Here is an 18,715-nt window from a genome sequence, read left to right on the forward strand (position 1 = left end):
TGGGCGGTCAGGACGAGACCGGCGGGCCGGTGCGTGGGGGCCGGAACCCGGGCGCGACGGTGCTAGGCTCCCGGCGACGTGCACAGCAGCCAAGGAGTCGTACGGGTGGAGAACGCCGACGCGTTGGCCCAGACCCTCGAGATCCTTCGCAGCATCTCCGAGGAGTACCGGCCTGCGGTGCTGTCGAACGCCTTCGGGCCCGAGAGCATGGTCATGACCGACCTGATCGCCGAGCACTCGCTGGACATCGACATCTTCAGCATCGACACCGGCCGACTGCCCGAGGAGACCCACGCGCTGGCGCACAGCGTGCACCGCCGCTACGGCCCGGTCATCCGGATGGTCAACCCCGACGCCGACGAGGTCGCGGCGTGGACGGCCGAGCACGGGCAGAACGGGTTCTACGACTCGGTGGACAACCGGCACGAGTGCTGCCGGATCCGCAAGGTGGAGCCGCTCAAGCGCCAGCTCGCCGGCAAGCGCGCCTGGCTGACCGGGCTCCGCCGGGAGCAGTCGGAGCTGCGGCGCTCGCTGGAGGTCAAGACCTGGGACGAGGGCTACCAGCTCTACAAGTTCAACCCGATGCTGGAATGGACCAGTGCCCAGGTGTGGGACTACATCAAGGAGCACCGGGTCCCCTACAACCGGCTGCACGACCGGGGCTACACCAGCATCGGCTGCGCCCCGTGCACCCGGGCGATCACCATCGGTGAGGACAAGCGCGCGGGCCGCTGGTGGTGGGAGATGGACTCCGCCAAGGAGTGCGGGATCCACTTCGACCCCTCCACCGGCAAGATGCAGCGCAGCAAGCCGGCCGACACCCCGGCCGACACGCCGCCCGCCGACCCGGCTCCGGGGCGGGACGATGTTTCAACACAGCCTGCCGCCACCGCGGCAGCGCCAGATGAAGGGAAAGCAATGCGGGTACTCATTCTGGGCGGAGACGGCTTCTGCGGCTGGCCCACGGCACTGCACCTGTCCGCACAGGGGTACGAGGTCGCGATCGTCGACAACCTCTCGCGACGCAAGATCGACATCGAGCTCGAGGTCTCCTCGCTGACGCCGATCCGGCACATGGGCGAGCGGCTCGCGGCGTGGAAGGAGGTGTCCGGCAAGGACATCGCGTTCCACGACATCGACGTGGCCGTCAACTACCAGCGCCTGCTGGACCTGCTCGAGGACTGGCAGCCCGACGCGCTGGTGCACTTCGCCGAGCAGCGGGCAGCGCCGTACTCGATGAAGAGCAGCCGGCACAAGCGCTACACCGTCTCCAACAACCTCAACGCGACCAACAACGTGCTCGCGGCCGTGGTGGAGAGCGGGCTGGACATCCACGTCGTGCACCTCGGCACGATGGGCGTCTACGGCTACGGCACCGCCGGCATGAAGATCCCCGAGGGCTACCTCTCGGTGAAGGTCGAGACCGACCAGGGCCTGGTCGACCAGGAGATCCTCTACCCGGCGAACCCGGGCTCGATCTACCACATGACCAAGACCCAGGACCAGCTGCTCTTCGCCTACTACAACAAGAACGACCACATCCGGGTCACCGACCTGCACCAGGGCATCGTGTGGGGCACCCAGACCGAGGAGACGAAGAAGGACGAGCGGCTGATCAACCGCTTCGACTACGACGGCGACTACGGCACGGTGCTCAACCGCTTCCTCATGCAGGCCGCGATCGGCTACCCGCTCACCGTGCACGGCACCGGCGGCCAGACCCGCGCGTTCATCCACATCCAGGACACGGTCAAGTGCATCCAGATCGCCCTGGACAACCCGCCCTCGCGCGAGGACAAGGTCGCGATCTTCAACCAGATGACCGAGACCCACCGGGTCCGCGACCTGGCCCGGATGATCTCCGACCGCACGGGCGTGCCGGTGGAGAACATCCCGAACCCGCGCAACGAGGACGACGAGAACGAGCTGCACGTCGCCAACGACCGCTTCCTGCACCTCGGCCTGTCCCCCATCACCCTCTCCGAGGGCCTGATGGAGGAGGTCACCGAGATCACGCGGAAGTACGCCGACCGCGGCGACCGCTCCAAGATCCCGTGCATCTCCTCCTGGAGCGAGGAGTCCGCGTTCGCGAAGGCGCAGAGGGAGAAGGACAGTGAGCCCGTCTGACGATCCGTCGGACTCACTGACCTGGCCGGCGATCGAGAGGTTCTACCACGGCACGAGGGCGAACCGGCACCTCATCGCGCTGCCGGAGCACTCGCTGCTCTACGTGAAGAACCCCAAGGCGGGGAGCTCCACCCTGATGGTGTGGCTCGACCGGGTGCACGCCGGTGACCTGGACTCCCCGCTGGAGCACATGCACCGCGACAACCGGCTGCCCACCACCGCGGAGGTCGGCCGGGGGAAGGTCCTGGCCATGCTGGCCGGCCGGGCCTTCCGCTTCTCCTTCGTGCGCCACCCGGTGCGCCGGCTGGAGTCGGTCTACTGGGCGAAGATGTTCCGGGACCGCGCCTTCCGGCGCCGGGTCGCCGACGGTCTCGGCATCTCCCCCGACCACACCGTGCACGTCTCGTTCGAGGAGTTCCTCGAGGCGGTGGAGCGCCAGGACCCGCTGACCGAGATGGACCGGCACTGGCGCCCGCAGCACCTCAACCTGCTGCACCCGCTCGTCACCCTGGACCACGTCGGCCGTCTGGAGACCTTCGAGCAGGACCTGGCGCGGATCACCGAGGCGGTCGGGCTGGACCCGGTGCCGGTGGAGTCCCGCAACGTCTCCCCGCGGACCAGTCGGGAGAGCGTCTACACCGGCCGGCCGGACCTGGTGAGCCGGGTCGAGCGGCTCTACGCCACCGACATGGAGCTCTACGGCTACTGATCCGAGCCGGGCCGGGCCAGGTCGCGGATCCGGTCGATCGCCATCTCCGGCAGGCTGCGCAGCAGCGACTTGCGGCCGGCGCTCTCCACCATCAGGGAGAAGTCCCTCCGGCGCTTGAAGATGATCGTGTCGGGCACCAGCACGTGCTTCCACCCACGGGCCATCGTCTGCACGCCGAACTGCCAGTCCTGCCAGGACAGGCCGTTGGGGATGTCGCGGTGCACGTAGGGCACCTGCAGGTGCCCCTCGCGCGGCGTCAGGCACAGCGAGTCGTAGGCGTTGCGCATGTAGAGGAAGTGCGGGGTGAACAGCGGGTCGTCCTGCGCGACGTTCTGGTGCAGGCCGACCGCTCCGTCGAAGGTGATGATCACCTCGGGGTGCGCGATCACCCGCTCGCCCCGCTCCTCGGCCGCCGCCATCAGCTGCAGCCCCCGGGAGAGCCAGTTCTCGCTGAACAGGTCGTCGGCGTCGAGGAACGCGACGTTGCGCCCGCTCAGCCGCGGGACGATGGCGTTCCGCACGCGGCCGAGGTCGCCCTCGCCCATCTCCCAGCGCTCCCAGTGGTCGAAGTCCGGCTGGTGGAACCACTCCTTCGTGGCCTCGGTCGCCTTGTCCAGCGCGACCACCGTCTGGACCGTGAAGCCGGCCTCCCGGGCGGCGGCCACGGCCAGGTCGGCGGACTCCATCGTCGGCCCGCACACCAGCGTCTCGTTGTGCGCGGTGAGGACCAGGGACAGGTCGGTCTCGCTCATGCCGGCGCTCCTTCCTCCCACTGGTCGCGTTGCTCCTCCGGCTGCAGCAGCACCGCGGCCGCCTGCTCGGCGAACCGCTCGCGGGTGCGCTCGGCGAGCAGCCGCTCGCGCAGCTCCAGCGCCCGGCTCCGGGCCCCGGCGGGGTCGGCGAGGACCGCGCGCAGCGCGGCGACGTACTCCTCCGGCCCGGCGTCCTCGGGAACCGGCCACGACAGGTCGGGGTCCAGCACCTCGCCGGTGCCGCCCACCAGCGTGCCCACCACGGGCACACCGGTGACGCCGACCTCGAGCAGCTGGCTGGGCACGCCGTCCCAGCCGGAGGTGTAGAGCCAGGCGTCGGCCTCGGCCAGCGGCACCTCGGAGATGTGCCCGTAGCGCCCCTGCGGCAGCACGTTCGACGGCAGGTCGTGGGCCTGCTGGTCCATCACCGACTCCCCCCACATGCGGAAGTCCACGTCCGGCATCGCCCGGGCGATCCCCAAGAACAGCTCGATCCGCTTCTGCCGGTCCCACCGGCCGGCCCAGAAGACCTGCGGGCGGCGGCCGGGGGTCTGCTCCGGGGCGGAGGACACGGCGGGCAGGCCGGGGTCGACGGGGGCGCTGAACACGTGCAGGCGGTCCCGCTGGGAGGGCGGGATGTGGTGGAAGGAGATGAGGTCCTCCGCCAGGTCGTGACTGTCGGCGATGACGCCCTCGACCTGCTCGAAGAGGCGATAGAAGTAGCGCATCGTCCAGCCGGTCCACGCGCCCGTGGGGATCTGCTCGCTGCAGAAGAAGCACAGGAAGAGCCGCTCGGAGGCAGTCAGCGCCTTGCCCAGGGTGCGCATCGCGCCGTAGAGCATCGGGGAGTTGATGTTGACGATCGCGTCGGCGTGGAAGGTCCGCAGCAGCACCACCAGCGCGTGCTGGGCGGCCTCGGGCTCCAGCTCGCCCACCAGGGAGGCGAAGTCGAGCTCGCGCACGCCCTCGGGGAACCGGCCGGGAGGAGCGCTGCCGCCGTGGTCGGAGTAGACGACCACGATCTCCTCGGCCGGCATGCGGTCGGCCAGGGCGTGTGCCAGGTGGCCCTCCATCCGCCGGCCACCTCCCCAGCGGGGACGGTTGACCACGATCACCAGGCGGGCGCGGCGGAACCCGGCCGCCTCCTGGGCGGCGTGGATCAGGGCCACCTGCTTCAGCGCGGTGGGGTCGCCGAACGGCAGCATCCGCGGGCGGGTGAACCGGACGTCGGCGCGCGCGACCAGCGGCTCCAGCCGTCCGGCGCGCTCGTACATCTCGCCGAGCTCGCCGGTCAGCAGCCGGTCGATGAGGTCCTGCCGGCGGGCGACCAGCCGGTCGACCACCTCGGACTGCTCCATCCCCAGGATCCGAGCCATCTCCGGGATCGCCGGGGAGGGGTCGGCCAGCTCGCCGGCCGCCCGGCCGCGCTTGAGCCACTCCAGGTAGGGATGACGCTCCCGCCCCTGGCGGTGCTGGGGCTGGTGCTCGAGGTAGTGCGCCAGGGAGAAGTGCGGGTCCGGGCTGCGGTTCTCCGAGAGCGGTGCCCGCAGGAAGTTGCGCACCAGGTCCAGGCGGGGCCGCTCCAGCAGCCGCGGCGCCTGGAGCAGGTAGTGCCGGGCGTCGAAGTGCTGCTGCACCAGGTCGTAGTCGGCGTCGGCCCCGACCCGCATCTGCTGCTCGGCGTTGAGGACGGCTGCGTCCAGCATCGGACCCAGGTGCGTCGTGCGCAGCTCGGTGCGCGGCGGGCGCCCGCGCGGCCGGGCCGGCGGCTCCGGCCGCTGCTCCGGCGCGAGGCCGCGCGCCCGGGCGATCCGGTCGCCCAGCGGTGTGCCCTCCAGGCGCGCCGCCACCCGGCGCCGTGCCGAGCGCACGGCCCGGCGAGGGAGGTCGCGCGGGCTGGGGCTCACGCGGGGTCCTCGTCGTCCTGCTCGGCGGCCGCCTGGAACCACTGCCAGGTCTCGCGGAGCCCCTGCTCCAGGCCGGTGGTGGGGTCGAAGCCCAGCACCCGGCGGGCCTTGTCGATCTGGCACCAGGTGTCGCGCACCTCGCCGGCCCGGAAGTCCTCGTAGCGCACGTCGAGCTCGCGACCGGTGACCGTGCGCATCACGTCCAACAGCTCGTTGAGGGTGGTCCCCCGGCCGGTGCCGAGCTGGATCGCGCCCTCGGCGTCGCCCTCGATCGCCGACCGGATCGCGACCACCAGGTCGCCGGAGTAGAGGTAGTCGCGGGTCTGGCTGCCGTCGCCGTAGACGACCAGCGGCTCGCCGGCGAGGATCCGCTTGAAGAAGTGCGCGACCACCGAGCCCTTGTGGAAGGAACGGGGCCCGTAGATGTTGGAGAACCGCAGCGCGCAACCGCTGACGCCGTAGGAGCTGGCGTAGGCGGAGAGGTAGCCCTCCAGCATCAGCTTGGAGGCGCCGTACGGCGAGGTCGGGTGGGGCGCCATCTCCTCGTGCACCGGCGGCTCGACGTCGCCGAGGATCGCGCCGCCGGTGGAGGCGGCCACGACCCGGCCGACGCCGAGCTCGCGGCACAGCTGCAGCAGGTTGAAGGTGCCGTTGACGTTGTTGTCGAAGTTGGTGGCGGGGTCCTCGATGCTGTCCATCACCCGGGTGTCGGCGGCCAGGTGGACCACCGCGTCCTGCCCCTCCAGCGCCGAGCGCAGGTCCTCGCGGCTGCGCAGGTCGCCCTCCACGAACCGCACCCGGTCCAGGTCGAGGTGCTTGCGGTCGCCCAGCGACTCATTGTCGATCGCCGTCACGGTGTATCCGCCGTGGTCGATCAGATGCGCGGCGACGTGCCGGCCGATGAAGCCCGCACCTCCCGTGATCAGGACGTTCTTCATGCGATCTCTTCCTCGCGACGGCAGGACGGACGCAGCAACGATAGAGGTGGGCGGCGCCGTGCGCGCCGACGACCCGCCCTCGTGGGAGACTGAGCGGCATGCCGGAGCTCACCTTGCACATGGGCTCGGGGAAGACCGGCAGCTCCTCGGTGCAGGCACTGCTCGCGGACCGACGCGAGGATCTGCTCGACCGCGGGGTGCTCTACCCGGTCTCGCCGGGCCGGGTGCGGCACGTGCGGCTGGGCCTGTCGCTGCGCGAGGACGAGCAGCTACGGCAGCAGCCCAGCTGGGAGCAGCAGGGGTACGACGATCCTGCGGCCTTCCGCTCGTGGTTCGGCGGCGCCCTGGCCGAGGAGGTCGCCGCGGCCCGCCCGGAGCGGGTGCTGATGTCCGACGAAGCGCTCTTCGGCGCGAACGCCGGCATGCTGGACCGGCTGCGTGCACTGACCGACACGGTGGGCGAGCCGCTGCGGCTGGTGGTCTACCTGCGCCGCCAGGACGACCACCTGGCCAGCCGCTACCAGCAGGTGGTCAAGACCGGCGAGACCCGGCGCCTGGTGGAGCGGATGGCCGGGACCGACTTCACCGGTGTCTACGACTACCTGGGTCGCCTCCGGCTGTGGCAGCGCCGGTTGGAGCCCGCCTCGATCACGGTCCGGCCCTTCGAGCGCTCGGCCTTCCCCGGCGGCTCCCTGCTCGCCGACTTCGTCCGGGCGACCGGACTGGGCCTGGACGTCGACGACGACGCGGTCGGCGTGCGCAACGCCAGCCTGGACGCGGAGACGGTGGAGTTCCTGCGCCTGGTCAACGTGCTCAAGCAGGACGGGCTGCTCCCGGGGTGGCGGGTCCGCCAGCAGCGCCGGCTCGTGGACCAGCTGACCACGGTCTCCTCCGGGCCGACCCTGACCCTCCCCGACGCGGACCTCGAGACCTTCATGGCCCCGTGGGCCGAGGGCAACCGGACCGTCGCGCGGGAGTTCGTCGGGGCCGCGGACGGAGAGCTCTTCCACGCCGCACGCAAGACCGCCGGCACCACCACCGAGCAGCGTCTCGACCCCGCTCGGGTGGACCCGCTGCTGGCGGTCGTGGACCTGCCCGATCAGGTGCACGGGCCCCTGCGGGACCTCGCCGCCAGAGCGGCGCGGGAGCACTAGGCGCGAGCCCCGCCCGAGCGCCTCCTGCCCAGCTCACGCACCCGGTCGATCGCCATCGCCGGGACCGCGCGGAGCACCGACTTCCGCGCGTTGCTCTCGGTGACCAGGGAGAAGTCCCGTCGCCGCTTGAAGATGATCGTGTCGGGGACGGCCACGTGCCACCAGCCGGCGTCCATCGTCTCGACGGTGAACTGGAAGTCCTGGTAGGACAACCCGTTCGGCACGTCCCGGCTGACGTAGGGCACCTCCAGGTGCGCCTCCCGCGGTGCCATGCACAGCGAGTCGTAGTAGTGCCGGAAGTAGAGGTAGTGCGGGGTGAACAGCGGCGAGTCCTGGCCGATGTTGACCAGCACCGTCCGGGACCCGTCGAAGATGACGTTGAGCTCGGGGTGGGCGATCACCTGCTCACCGCGCCGCTCGGCCGCGTCCAGGGTCGCTATCGCCTCGGCCAGCCAGTTCTCGCTGAACAGATCGTCGGCGTCGAGGTAGGCGATGAATCGGCCCTCGGTGCGCGGCAGCAGTGCGTTGCGCACCCGCCCCAGGTCGGCCTCCTCGAAGTGCCACCGCTCCCAGTGGTCGAAGGCCGGCTGCTCGAAGAAGGCGCGCGTGTGCTCGGTGGCGGCGTCCAGGGCGATCACCCGCTGGACCGACCACCCGGCGGCCTCGGCGGCCTCGACCGCCCGGTCCGCGGACGTCATCGTCGGGCCGCTGACCACGGTCTCGTCGTGCGCGGTCACCACCAGCGTCAGGTCGGTCGTCATCGGGCCACCTCCGCGGCCCGCGCGGCGCCGAGCACGCGCCGTACCTCCTGGGCGTAGGCCTCGGCGGTCCGGTCGGCGAGCAGCCGCTCGCGCAGGCCGCGGGCCCGCTCCCGGGCCGCGCCGGGGTCGGCCAGCACCTCGCGGAGCCGGTCGACGTAGGCCTGCGGGTCGTCCACGTCCTCCACCAGGAAGCCACCCTCGTCATCGATCACCTCGTCAGTGCCGCCGACCCGGCTGGCCACGACCGGGGTCGCGGTCATCGCCACCTCGAGCAGCTGGCTGGGTACGCCGTCCCAGCCGGAGGTGTAGAGCCAGGCCTGCGCCGTCGAGAGGTCCAGGTCGGCGAACGCCGCATACCGACCCTCCAGGACGACGTTGTCCGGTGGCGTCCCCACGTCGGGTGAGTTCAGCACCGACTCCCCCCAGACCCGGAAGGTCACGTCGGGCATCCGGCGGGCGACCTCGAAGGCCAGGCCGACCTTCTTCTGCCGGTCGAACCGGCCCGCCCAGAACACCTCCGGACGAGCGTCCGTCGCACGCGGGGCGGGCTGCACCGCCGCGATGCCCGGGTCGACCGGCGCTCTGAGCACGTGGATGCGCGCCGCCGACGCCGGGTCCAGCCGATGCCGATCCCGCAGCCAGCCGGCGAGGTGCTCGCTGTCGGTGAGCACGCCCGCCGTCTGCTCGAAGATCCGGTAGAAGTAGCGCAGGGGCAGACCCAGCCAGTTGCCGGCCGGCATCTGCTCGTTGCCGAAGAACATCGGGAAGATGCGCTCGGACGCGGCCAGCGCCGGGCCGTAGGTGCCCATCGCCTGGTGCAGCAGCGCGGAGTTCACGTTCACCACCGCGTCGGCGCGGAAGGAGCGCACCACCTCGACCACGGTCCGCATCGCCGCCTCCCCCCGCATCGAGTCGGTGATCGCCGAGGCGAGGTCCGCCTCGCGCACCCCCGCGGGGAAGCGTCCGGGCGGTGCCGAGCCTCCGGCATCGGTGTAGAGGACCACGATGTCCTCGGGGTCCACGGTCTGGGCCAGGGCATGGGCGATGTGACCCTCCGCGCGACGGCCTCCGCCCCAGCGCGGGTCGGAGGCGACGATGAGCAGGCGGGCCCGTCGGAAGCCGGCCGCCTGCTGCACCGCGTGCAGGGCGCCCACCTGCGCGGCCGTGGTCTCGGAGTGGCACGGTGGGATGATCGGCCGCGTCACCATCGGCCAGACGTCGCCGATCAGCGGCTCGATCTCCTCCGCACGGGCGAACATCTCACCCAGCCGTCCCGTCAGCAGCCGCTCCTGAAGGCCGGTGCGCAGGGTGGCGAGCTCGTCGGCGAGCTGCGCGGGCGTCCGCCCCAGGACCCCGGCCATCGCCTCGATGCCCGGTGCCGGGTCGGCGATCTCGCCGGCCGCCCGACCCTCGGCGAGCCACTGGACGTAGGGGCTCCTCCCGACCGCGCGATGCGGATGGCGGGCGACGTACTGCGCGGTCTGGAAGTTGATCTCCGGCGTCGCCTTGGCCCGCGCGCCGTTGTCCATGAACTGCCGCAGCGGGTCCGGCGACGCGTCGTCGAGGAGGCCGCGCGCCTGCAGCAGGAAGTGCCGCAGGTCGAAGTGCTCGTAGGCGAGGTCGTAGTCGTCGTCGAGGCCACCCGGGGTCATCCCGGCCCGAATGCGGGCGACGCCCTCGTCGAAGACGGCGCCGACGTGGGTGTGCTCGATCACCGACTCCCGCGGGACCGGTGTCCGCCCGACGGTCCGGGCACGCGCCCGGGCCCTCCGCGCCCCGTCCCGCAGCCGCCGCATCACGCCCCGAGCCAGCCGCTGGGGACCTACCATCCGATTCCTCCGGGAGTCTCTGTCGGGGCCTCGACCGCGCGCCAGTGTAGCGGTGGTCAGCCGGTCGGAACGTCCCGGTGCCAGGACTCCGTGACGTACTGCGTCACCCACCCCATCGAGGTGTAGAGGCCGTCCGCGCCGGTCGGGCTGTCGGCATCGACCTCGAGCCCGACCCGGTTGCGGCCCCGCCCCGCCGCGTCGGCGATCACCGTGCGCAGCAAGCCGGTCGCGACGCCTCGCCCGCGGGCGTTCTCCAAGACGCCGATGTAGGAGACGTAGGAGCCGTCGGGCCCGTCGTCGCTCGCCAGGTGCGTGGCCACCACGGCCCCAGCCGGCTCCGGCGCGTCACCGTCCACCAGCTCGGCCAGCCACCAGTGGTCCCAGCGGTGCCCGGGGTCCTCCCTGAGCCGGTGCACGAACTCCTCGAAGGTCTCCTCGTGGGAGTTGAAGTGGTCGGCGAAGGCGCCCTCCAAGACATCGTGCACGGCGTGCAGGTCGTCCTCGTCGGGCAGACCCTCCCCCTCGCGCGTGACCCGGCGGAACCGCACCCCGCGGTCCTCCCACAGGGCCGGGTCGGCCACCAGCGAGGCCTCCTCGGGCTGCACGGGCCGGCTCATCTGCCACCAGGTGCGCACGTGGTCGTAACCGGCGCCGGAGAGCCACTTGCGGAAGCGCTCGTCGTCGGCGAAGGCGCCGGTGTCGATCTGCTGGACCTCCAGACCGCGCGCGGCGCCCACCTCGCGCGCCTGTCCGTCGGCCCAGTCGCACAGGACCCGGGCGCAGCGCCGGCGCAGGGTGGCCTCCATGTCCCGGTCCACCACGAGGACGAACATCATCCGGCCGGCCGCCCGGTCGTGCACGCTGCCCCAGGCCTGCGCCGTACCGCCGGGGTCGCGCACCACGACATTGGCCCGCATCCGCTCGCCTCGCGGCGAGATCTCGACCAGCACGTCCTCGGGCCCCGACGACGCCCACCCCCGGCCGAAGTCCTCGTGCCGCCGCAGCAGCGCGGTCAGACGCTCCAGATCCCGTTCCACCTCGACCGCGGTGACCTCCCAGCCCTCGGGGAGGCTGTGGTCGTCCAGCACGAGGTCGGGGTCGGGCTCGAAGCGGCTTCCTTCGGGGATCACGGCGGCATTCTCCCGCAGGTGGGGTCTGCGAGGCCGCTGCGGGCCCCGCACCGCGTGTTCGGCGGCTCAGGCGTGCTGGCGAGCCTGCTCGGCGCGCAGGGACTGCCAGGCGGCGAGCTCGGCACGCAGGACGTCGGCCTCCTGCTCCAGCTCCGCGAGATGCACGATCGCCTCGGCGGCCCGCTGCTCGGACTCCTCCAGCTGCCGGCCCAGACGCAGGCTCTCGTCCTCGGCCAGCTCGGCACGCCGGGCCTCGGCGCTGAACTTGCGGGTCGCCTCGGCGGCCTTGCGCTCGGCCCGCACCAGCGCCGACTCGACCTCGCGCAGGGCCTCCTCACGCCGGCGCGCCTCTGCGGCGGTCTCCTCGACATAGGCGAGGTGCTCGGAGGTACGGCGCTGGTCGAGCACCTGGTAGGCCCGTGCCTGCTCCGCGCGGTCGCTGGCCCAGTCCCGCCGGGTCTGCACCAGCTCGGAGTGGGTGATCCGGGTGGCCGCCGCGCCCAGCACGAGGCCGGTGACGGCCGCGAGCCCACGGAGGACCAGCGAGCCGGTGGCGAAGGAGGCGGCCACCACGACGGCGGCCAGGGCCAGCAGCCCCACCGCGACGACGACTCGGGTGCTGCGCTGGCGCCGGCGTGCGGTGGTGGAGGCCATAGTGGAAATGCTAGGCGGGATCCCCGTCGGAGGGGGTACGACACGCGCGCTCCAGCGCGACCGCCGCCACCGTCATCACCAGGCCGCCGACCGCGGCGACCAGACTGCGCACGACCCGTTGGCCCACGAGGTCGCTGGACACGCCCAGCCAGCTCACGGCGTACCCGGCGTACCCTCCCGCCACCAGCGCGCCCACCAGCGCACAGGCGCGCGCGAGCACCAGCCGGTTCACCAGCTGGTGCGGCTCGGGACGGCGCTCGGGCTCCGCGATCGCGCTCCGGGTCGCCCGCGCCACGCCGGCGAGCACCGCGGCGACGAAGAACAGCACGATCGCCTGCACCCAGCCGACCACGGGGACGACGCCCCCGGCCGCGGTCACGACGGTGCGCAGCAGCCAGCCGAGCACCAGGCCGGCCAGCGCCCAGGCGACGAGGACCTTGAGCGGGGTCGGCGCGAGCCGGCCGGCCGGGTCATCCTCGGGCGGACCAGCCGTCACGGCACCTCGAGCTCGACGTCGTCCAGGCGGGTCAGGCCCCCCTGGTCCAGGCCCTCGAGGAGGTCCGCGATCGGGCCCTCGCCCGGGAAGACCGCGTCCGGCTCCAGGTCGTGCCACGGCTTGAGCACGAAGGCGCGGCCGGCGGCACGGGGGTGCGGCAGCTGCAGGGAGTCCAGGTCGCTGCGGCGGTCACCCACCACGATGAGGTCCACGTCCAGGGTCCGCGGGGCGTTGCGGAGCTCGGTGCGCTCCCGCTCGTAGGCGTCCTCGATCGCCAGGGCCCGGTCCATCAGCCGGTGCGCGGGCAGGGTCGTGTCCATCAGCACGACGGCGTTGTAGTAGGACTCCGCGTCCGCGGGCGAGTCCACCGGCTCGGTCTCATAGACCGCCGACACCGCCGTCACCCACACGTCCGGGGTGTCCGCCAGGGCCTGGACCGCTCCCTGCAGGGAGGCGAACCGGTCGCCGAGGTTGGAGCCGAGGGAGATCACGACGCGGCGGATCGGACGCATCTCGCCGGTGAGGGTGTCGGCATCGATGATGTGCGGGTTGGGGGTCTCAGTCACTGGGGCCCTCGCGCTTCCTGGTGATGGTCAAGGTGACGCCGGAGAACGTCTCCTGGATGGGTGCTTCGGGTTTGTGGAGGGTGATTCGCACCCACTGGACGCGGTGGTCGGACAAGCACACCGACGCGATGCGCTCGGCCACCGTCTCCACCAGGTCGGCAGGATCGGACTCCACGGCCGATTTCACGTCGCTCACGAGACTCCCGTAGTCCACGGTGTCTTGCAAGTCATCCGAGGACGCCGCCGGGCGCGTGTCCAGCCCGAGCGTCAGGTCCACCACGAACCGCTGGCCGTCGCGCCGCTCGTGCTCGAACACGCCGTGATGGGCGAAGCACTCGACGCCCGTGACGGTGAGCTCGTCCGACCCCGGCACCAGGGGTTGCGACAGCGCACTCACGGCTCCAGCCTCTCAAGCGGGGACAACTGCGGTCACTGTAGTGGCCGCACGCACCCGCCCGGCTTCCCGCCCCGGGGGCGGCGAGATCACGAGGGTCGGGCGACCCGGTCCAGGACGGCCAGGGCGTCGGTGGTGGCGCGTACGTCGTGCACGCGCAGGCCCCAGACGCCGTACTGCGCGAGCAGGACGACGAGCGCCAGGTGGCCCGCCTCCCGCTGGTCGACCGGCCGCGGAGCGTCGTCGGTGCCCAGGAGCCCGCCCAGGAAGGACTTGCGCGAGGCACCGACCAGCACGGGGCGACCCAGCTGCTCGATCTCGTCGAGATGCTGCAGCAGCTCCCAGTTGTGCTGCTGGGTCTTGGCGAAGCCCAGGCCCGGGTCCAGGACCACCCGGTCCAGGTCCACGCCGGCGGCCGCGATCGCCTCCAGCCGCTCCCCCAGCTCGGCCCGCACCCCGGCGACCACGCCCTCGGGGTAGTCCGCGTGCCGCGTCATCCGGTCCGAGTGGGCGCGCCAGTGCATGGCGACGTACACCGCGCCGCTGTCCCGGACGACGTCGAGGATGCGGGGGTCCGCCAACCCCCCGGAGACGTCGTTGACCACCTGCGCACCCGCGGCGACCGCCGCCTCGGCCACCTCGGCCCGCATCGTGTCCACCGACACGGTGACACCCTGGCCGCTCAGCTCCCGCACGACCGGCAGCACCCGGTGCAGCTCTTCGTCGACCAGCGGCCGGGTCGCGCCGGGCCGGGTGGACTCCCCGCCGACGTCGACCAGGTCGGCTCCGGCCGCGGTCATCTCCAGACCGTGCTGCACCGCCGGTCCCACGGCGGCGTAGCGGCCCCCGTCGGAGAACGAGTCGGGGGTGACGTTGAGGACCCCCATGACACGGGGACGCTCCCCCAACGCGAACAGGTCAGTCACGGCGCACCTCCAGCACCAGCTCGCCATCGACGTCGGCGAGACCGGCGGTCACGCCCGGCCTCACGCTACGCGCGCGCCGGTCCACGTCGGCGGCGCGGTAGCCGGTCGGTCCACCCGTCCGGCTCAGCCCCTCCACCGTCCGCTCCCACTTCAGCCGCCACGCGGAGTCACCGGGCGGCAGATCGAGCGCCGCGGTGTCGACGGCCACCCGGAAGCCGCAGTCGTCGTAGTCCTGCCGGGCGCGGCCGACGGCGGCCGTGGCGCGCGGCTCGGAGTACGGCGTCACCGGCAGCTCGACCGTGCGACCGCCGGGCCCCTCGAGCCGGGCCGTCAGGGCGGTGGCGCGGCCCCCGGTGGCGAGGTTGCGGACCAGGGCGAAGCCCTCCAGGTGGAGCACCGGCCCCTCCCAGCGGGCCACGAGCACTCGCGCCTGCCAGGCCAGCTCGGCCTCCGACAGGCGGTAGACCTCGGCGGGGGCGCCGTAGGCGGGGTCGTCGAGCCCGGGCAGCACGCAGACGGCCTCTCCGTCGCGGATCCGCACCTCGAAGTCGCGGCGGACCTCCTCGATGAACGCGAGCAGCGCCACCAGGTCGGATCGCCGGTCCTGCTCGACCAGCCACCCCATCAGCCGCTGCTGGGCGGGCACGTCGGTCTGCTCGAAGGGCAGGGTGGAGTCGTTCCACAGCTCGGTGAGCATGGTCCGCAGCAGCGTCCAGTACTCCTCCTCGGCGGTGGCCCCGGCCCGGAAGTACTCCCACATGTCCACCGGCAGCACGGTCCCGAACCACACCGGCGCCAGGTCCGGGCGCCCGGCCAGCAGGGTCGCCGTACTGTCTCGCTTGGTCTCCAGCCGGTCCCGCAGGTCGGCCATCAGGTGCCGGGTCTGGGTGATCGAGGAGCCGTCATCGCGGACCCGCCGCAGGTAGACGGTGTCGGGCAGCACGTCGATCCGGTCAGCGGCGAGGAAGGCCCGGGTCAGGGTCGGCTGGTCCTCGTAGCGGGTGCCGACCGGGAAGGCCAGGCCGGCGCCCTCCCAGAAGGTACGGCGGTAGACCTTGTTCTGGGCGAACACGTCGGCCAGCAGCAGCGGGGCATCGGACAGGATCACGCCCTCGCGGCGACGCCGGTGGTTGGCCGCCATCAGCCGTCCGGTGGTCTGCCGCGTCCCGTGGTCCTCGCGCAACGTGCCCACGACCAGGTCGGATCCGGTGCGCGCGAGCGTCTCCATCATGGCCCGGTAGGCGTCGGGCGGGACGACGTCGTCGGAGTCCAGGAAGGTGAGGTAGCGGCCACGCGAGGCGGCGACGCCGGCGTTGCGAGCGGCCCCGAGCCCCTGGTTCTCCTGCCGGAGCAGCCGCACCCGCGGGTCCCGTGCGGCGTACCGCTCGACGATCGCCGCGGAGTCGTCGGTGGCGCCGTCGTCGACCACGACCACCTCGAGGTCGGCATGGGACTGCGCGAGCACGCTGTCCAGACACGCGGCGACGTACTGCTCGACGTTGTAGACCGGGACGACCACACTCAGCTCGGGGGCTCGGTCCCGGCGGCGGCCGGCCAGCCGCCGCAGGCGGCGCATCCCGCGCACCCGGGTCACCGCCGGTGCGAGTTGATCAGGGAGAGCGCCTCGGAGCGGGTGGCCTGGTGGCGCATGATCCCCCGCATCGCGGAGGTGACGGTGCGGGCGCCGGCCTTGCGCACTCCGCGCATGGTCATGCAGAGGTGCTCGGCCTCGATCACCACGATCACGCCGCGGGCGTCGAGGATGTCGACCAGCGCGTCGGCGATCTGCGTGGTGAGCCGCTCCTGCACCTGGGGCCGGTGTGCGTAGACGTCGACCAGCCGGGCCAGCTTGGACAGGCCGGTGATCTTGCCGCTCTCGGCTGGGATGTAGCCGACGTGCGCGACGCCGGTGAACGGCACCAGATGGTGCTCGCACATCGACCACAGCTCGATGTCCTTGACCAGCACCATCTCGTCGTGGCCCAGGTCGAAGGTGGTGGTGAGGACGTCCTCGGCGGACATCCGCAGGCCCCGGGTGACCTCCTCGTAGGCGCGCGCCACGCGGGCCGGAGTCTCCACCAGCCCGTCCCGGTCGGGGTCCTCGCCGATCGCGATGAGCAGCTCGCGGACGGCCGCCTCGGCTCGGGCGTGGTCGAAGGCAGGTACGCCGGCCGGGTCGCGCTCCGGCGTGGCGATCGGGTCGGTCATCCGCGCTCGTCCGATGACGCGTCCGGCCCCTGGGGTCCACCTCCCGGCCCGCCGAGGCCGCCCTGGCCGCCGACGGTGTCGCCGTGGGTGTCACCGCCCGAGCCCGGCGGGGTCAGCACGATGCCGCCCTCCTGCTCGTCCTCGGTGACGTTGCCGTTGGCCGCCGCACGGTCGCGGATCCACTGTGGGATCTCCACCGGCGGCACCGTGCTGGGGACCCGCTCGGGCGACCCGGTCCAGGCCGGCCGCACCGGGCGACGACGCAGGGCGGAGAAGATCTCCGCGACCTCGGCCTTGTCCAGGGTCTCCTTCTCCACCAGCGCGAGGACCAGGGCGTCCAGGACGTCCCGGTTGTCGGCCAGCACCTCGTAGGCCTCCTTCTGGGCCTGCGAGATCAGCGCCTTGATCTCCTCGTCGATCACCGCGGCGACCTCCTCGGAGTAGTCGCGCTGGTGGCCCATGTCCCGGCCGAGGAACGGCTCGGAGCCGGACTCACCCAGCCGCACGGCGCCGAGCCGCTGGCTCATGCCGTACTGGGTGACCATCGCCCGAGCCAGGTTGGTGGCCTTCTCGATGTCGTTGCCGGCGCCGGAGGTGACGTCGTGGAAGATCAGCTCCTCGGCCGCCATCCCGCCGAGCATGTAGGCCAGCTTGTCCAGCATCTCGCTGCGGGTCTGGGAGTACTTGTCCTGGTCCGGCAGCACCATGGTGTAGCCCAGGGCGCGGCCGCGGGGCAGGATCGTGACCTTGTGCACCGGGTCCGAGCCGGGCATCGCGGCGGCGACCAGGGCGTGCCCGCCCTCGTGGTAGGCGGTGATCAGCTTCTCCTGCTCGCTCATCAGCCGGGTCCGGCGCTGGGGGCCGGCGATGACCCGGTCGATCGCCTCGTCCAGGGAGACCGCGTCGATCAGCGTCCGGTCACTGCGAGCGGTGAGCAGCGCGGCCTCGTTGAGCACGTTGGCCAGGTCGGCGCCGGTGAAGCCCGGCGTGCGACGGGCGACCGACATCAGGTCCACCTCGGGGGCCATCGGCTTGCCGCGGGAGTGCACCTGGAGGATCTGGTGGCGGCCGTTGAGGTCCGGCGCATCGACCTGGATCTGCCGGTCGAAGCGGCCGGGGCGCAGCAGCGCCGGGTCGAGTACGTCGGGCCGGTTGGTCGCCGCGATCAGGATCACGCCGCCGCGGACGTCGAAGCCGTCCATCTCGACCAGCAGCTGGTTGAGCGTCTGCTCCCGCTCGTCGTGGCCGCCGCCCATGCCGGCACCGCGGTGCCGGCCGACGGCGTCGATCTCGTCGATGAAGACGATGGCCGGGGGCTTGGCCTTGGCCTGCTCGAACAGGTCGCGGACCCGGCTGGCGCCCACGCCGACGAACATCTCCACGAAGTCCGAGCCGGAGATGGAGTAGAAGGGCACACCGGCCTCGCCCGCGACGGCCCGCGCCAGCAGGGTCTTGCCGGTGCCCGGGGGGCCGTAGAGCAGGACGCCCTTGGGGATCTTCGCGCCGACGGCCTGGAACTTGGCCGGGTCGGAGAGGAACTCCTTGATCTCGCCGAGCTCCTCGATGGCCTCCTCGGCGCCGGCGACGTCGGAGAAGGTGGTCGACGGCATGTCCTTGGAGATCAGCTTCGCCTTGGACTTGGCGAACTGCATGACCCCGCGGCCGCCGCCCTGGACGCTGTTCATCAAGAACAGGAACAGGCCGATGATCAGCAGGAAGGGCAGCAGGGTCGCGGCCAGGGAGCCGAGCAGGCTGGGCTGGGGGTTCTCGGAGTTGGAGGCGGCGATCTCGCCCGCGTCGATCTGTTGCTGGACCTCCTCGAGCATCTCCAGCTGCTGGCCGTCGACGTAGTGGGTCATCACCTTCAGCCCGCCCTCGCGGTCGGTGCCCCTGTCCAGCTCGGCCTGCACCTGCTGGTCCCCGTCGATGAAGGTGATCTTGTCCACCGTGCCGTCGGCGATGTACTTGTTCATCTGCGACGTCTCGATCTCGTCGTACCCGCCGCTGGACGCGAAGAACTGCATCGCCAGGACGATGGCGAGGATGACGACACTGGCCCACAGCCAGGGACTCTTGGCTACTCGGTTCACAGACTTCTCTCGCAGACAGGGGCACCTGCTCGCAGGTGCGTCAGGGGATGCCCGCGACGGTACACAACCGGCTC

At 72.1% G+C, this 18,715-nt stretch carries 17 protein-coding genes; 3 read left to right on the top strand and 14 right to left on the bottom strand.

The window, feature by feature from the left end; genetic code table 11:
• Positions 1–105 precede the first annotated feature (105 nt).
• Both K8W59_RS16605 and K8W59_RS16610 read left to right on the top strand, forming a co-directional pair.
• Positions 106–2,127, top strand: coding sequence for a phosphoadenylyl-sulfate reductase (locus K8W59_RS16605; protein ID WP_223396066.1), 2,022 nt, complete (start codon positions 106–108; stop codon positions 2,125–2,127).
• The gene (locus K8W59_RS16610; RefSeq protein ID WP_223396067.1) at positions 2,114–2,836 is read left to right on the top strand and encodes a sulfotransferase family protein; all 723 of its coding nucleotides are present in this window, start codon (positions 2,114–2,116) and stop codon (positions 2,834–2,836) included. The genes K8W59_RS16605 and K8W59_RS16610 overlap by 14 nt, the downstream gene beginning before the upstream one ends.
• Here the strand turns inward: K8W59_RS16610 and K8W59_RS16615 are convergent.
• The 3 genes from K8W59_RS16615 to K8W59_RS16625 are packed head-to-tail and all read right to left on the bottom strand — an operon-like array spanning position 2,830 to position 6,433.
• Positions 2,830–3,588: a glycosyltransferase family 2 protein gene (locus tag K8W59_RS16615; protein WP_223396068.1), complete on the bottom strand. Its 759-nt coding sequence runs from the start codon at positions 3,586–3,588 to the stop codon at positions 2,830–2,832. The two genes, K8W59_RS16610 and K8W59_RS16615, sit on opposite strands and share 7 nt — an antisense overlap.
• Positions 3,585–5,495 (bottom strand): glycosyltransferase, encoded by a 1,911-nt coding sequence (locus K8W59_RS16620; RefSeq protein WP_223396069.1) that lies wholly within the window; start codon positions 5,493–5,495, stop codon positions 3,585–3,587. The genes K8W59_RS16615 and K8W59_RS16620 overlap by 4 nt, the downstream gene beginning before the upstream one ends.
• On the bottom strand, positions 5,492–6,433 hold the full coding sequence (locus K8W59_RS16625) for an NAD-dependent epimerase/dehydratase family protein (RefSeq protein WP_223396070.1): 942 nt from the start codon (positions 6,431–6,433) through the stop codon (positions 5,492–5,494). Before K8W59_RS16625 ends, K8W59_RS16620 begins: the two co-directional genes overlap by 4 nt.
• A gap of 98 nt (positions 6,434–6,531) precedes the next feature.
• Between K8W59_RS16625 and K8W59_RS16630 the strand changes: the two genes are divergently transcribed.
• Positions 6,532–7,587 (top strand): hypothetical protein, encoded by a 1,056-nt coding sequence (locus tag K8W59_RS16630; RefSeq protein WP_223396071.1) that lies wholly within the window; start codon positions 6,532–6,534, stop codon positions 7,585–7,587.
• On the opposite strand, the gene K8W59_RS16635 is transcribed toward K8W59_RS16630, so the two are convergent.
• The 11 genes from K8W59_RS16635 to ftsH all read right to left on the bottom strand — a co-directional run bounded on the left by K8W59_RS16635 (position 7,584) and on the right by ftsH (position 18,641).
• A complete protein-coding gene (locus tag K8W59_RS16635; protein ID WP_223396072.1) occupies positions 7,584–8,348 on the bottom strand; it encodes a glycosyltransferase family A protein in 765 nt (254 codons plus the stop codon). The genes K8W59_RS16630 and K8W59_RS16635 overlap by 4 nt on opposite strands.
• The gene (locus K8W59_RS16640; RefSeq protein ID WP_223396073.1) at positions 8,345–10,177 is read right to left on the bottom strand and encodes a glycosyltransferase family 4 protein; all 1,833 of its coding nucleotides are present in this window, start codon (positions 10,175–10,177) and stop codon (positions 8,345–8,347) included. Before K8W59_RS16640 ends, K8W59_RS16635 begins: the two co-directional genes overlap by 4 nt.
• A 56-nt stretch (positions 10,178–10,233) precedes the next feature.
• A complete protein-coding gene (locus K8W59_RS16645) occupies positions 10,234–11,307 on the bottom strand; it encodes a GNAT family N-acetyltransferase (protein WP_223396074.1) in 1,074 nt (357 codons plus the stop codon).
• Between the two features lie 66 nt (positions 11,308–11,373).
• On the bottom strand, positions 11,374–11,961 hold the full coding sequence (locus tag K8W59_RS16650; protein WP_223396075.1) for a hypothetical protein: 588 nt from the start codon (positions 11,959–11,961) through the stop codon (positions 11,374–11,376).
• A 10-nt stretch (positions 11,962–11,971) separates the two neighbouring features.
• A complete protein-coding gene (locus tag K8W59_RS16655; RefSeq protein ID WP_223396076.1) occupies positions 11,972–12,457 on the bottom strand; it encodes a DUF3180 domain-containing protein in 486 nt (161 codons plus the stop codon).
• The gene (gene folK / locus K8W59_RS16660; protein ID WP_223396077.1) at positions 12,454–13,023 is read right to left on the bottom strand and encodes a 2-amino-4-hydroxy-6-hydroxymethyldihydropteridine diphosphokinase; all 570 of its coding nucleotides are present in this window, start codon (positions 13,021–13,023) and stop codon (positions 12,454–12,456) included. Before folK ends, K8W59_RS16655 begins: the two co-directional genes overlap by 4 nt.
• The gene (folB, locus tag K8W59_RS16665) at positions 13,016–13,420 is read right to left on the bottom strand and encodes a dihydroneopterin aldolase (protein WP_223396078.1); all 405 of its coding nucleotides are present in this window, start codon (positions 13,418–13,420) and stop codon (positions 13,016–13,018) included. The genes folK and folB overlap by 8 nt, the downstream gene beginning before the upstream one ends.
• An 86-nt stretch (positions 13,421–13,506) precedes the next feature.
• Positions 13,507–14,370, bottom strand: a complete 864-nt coding sequence (gene folP, locus K8W59_RS16670; RefSeq protein WP_449866974.1) for a dihydropteroate synthase — start codon at positions 14,368–14,370, stop codon at positions 13,507–13,509.
• Positions 14,336–15,919, bottom strand: a complete 1,584-nt coding sequence (locus K8W59_RS16675; protein WP_223396079.1) for a glycosyltransferase family 2 protein — start codon at positions 15,917–15,919, stop codon at positions 14,336–14,338. Before K8W59_RS16675 ends, folP begins: the two co-directional genes overlap by 35 nt.
• 14 nt (positions 15,920–15,933) lie before the next feature.
• Positions 15,934–16,551 carry a GTP cyclohydrolase I FolE gene (gene folE, locus K8W59_RS16680; protein WP_223396080.1) on the bottom strand — a complete coding sequence of 206 codons (618 nt, stop codon included), beginning with the start codon at positions 16,549–16,551 and terminating at the stop codon, positions 15,934–15,936.
• Positions 16,548–18,641: an ATP-dependent zinc metalloprotease FtsH gene (gene ftsH, locus K8W59_RS16685; RefSeq protein ID WP_223396081.1), complete on the bottom strand. Its 2,094-nt coding sequence runs from the start codon at positions 18,639–18,641 to the stop codon at positions 16,548–16,550. The genes folE and ftsH overlap by 4 nt, the downstream gene beginning before the upstream one ends.
• Between the last annotated feature and the right edge of the window lie 74 nt (positions 18,642–18,715).

Origin of the sequence: Nocardioides rotundus, assembly GCF_019931675.1 — a bacterium.
GTDB lineage: Bacteria > Actinomycetota > Actinomycetes > Propionibacteriales > Nocardioidaceae > Nocardioides > Nocardioides rotundus.

Bases quoted from the DNA above. Each gene is read 5' to 3' on its own strand.
- K8W59_RS16640 (WP_223396073.1), bottom strand. From the start codon at position 10,177: ATGGTAGGTCCCCAGCGGCTGGCTCGGGGCGTGATGCGGCGGCTGCGG.
- folE (WP_223396080.1), bottom strand. From the start codon at position 16,551: ATGACCGACCCGATCGCCACGCCGGAGCGCGACCCGGCCGGCGTACCT.
- K8W59_RS16630 (WP_223396071.1), top strand. From the start codon at position 6,532: ATGCCGGAGCTCACCTTGCACATGGGCTCGGGGAAGACCGGCAGCTCC.
- K8W59_RS16625 (WP_223396070.1), bottom strand. From the start codon at position 6,433: ATGAAGAACGTCCTGATCACGGGAGGTGCGGGCTTCATCGGCCGGCAC.
- K8W59_RS16615 (WP_223396068.1), bottom strand. From the start codon at position 3,588: ATGAGCGAGACCGACCTGTCCCTGGTCCTCACCGCGCACAACGAGACG.
- K8W59_RS16650 (WP_223396075.1), bottom strand. From the start codon at position 11,961: ATGGCCTCCACCACCGCACGCCGGCGCCAGCGCAGCACCCGAGTCGTC.
- K8W59_RS16675 (WP_223396079.1), bottom strand. From the start codon at position 15,919: ATGCGCCGCCTGCGGCGGCTGGCCGGCCGCCGCCGGGACCGAGCCCCC.
- K8W59_RS16635 (WP_223396072.1), bottom strand. From the start codon at position 8,348: ATGACGACCGACCTGACGCTGGTGGTGACCGCGCACGACGAGACCGTG.
- folP (WP_449866974.1), bottom strand. From the start codon at position 14,370: ATGGCGAGCTGGTGCTGGAGGTGCGCCGTGACTGACCTGTTCGCGTTG.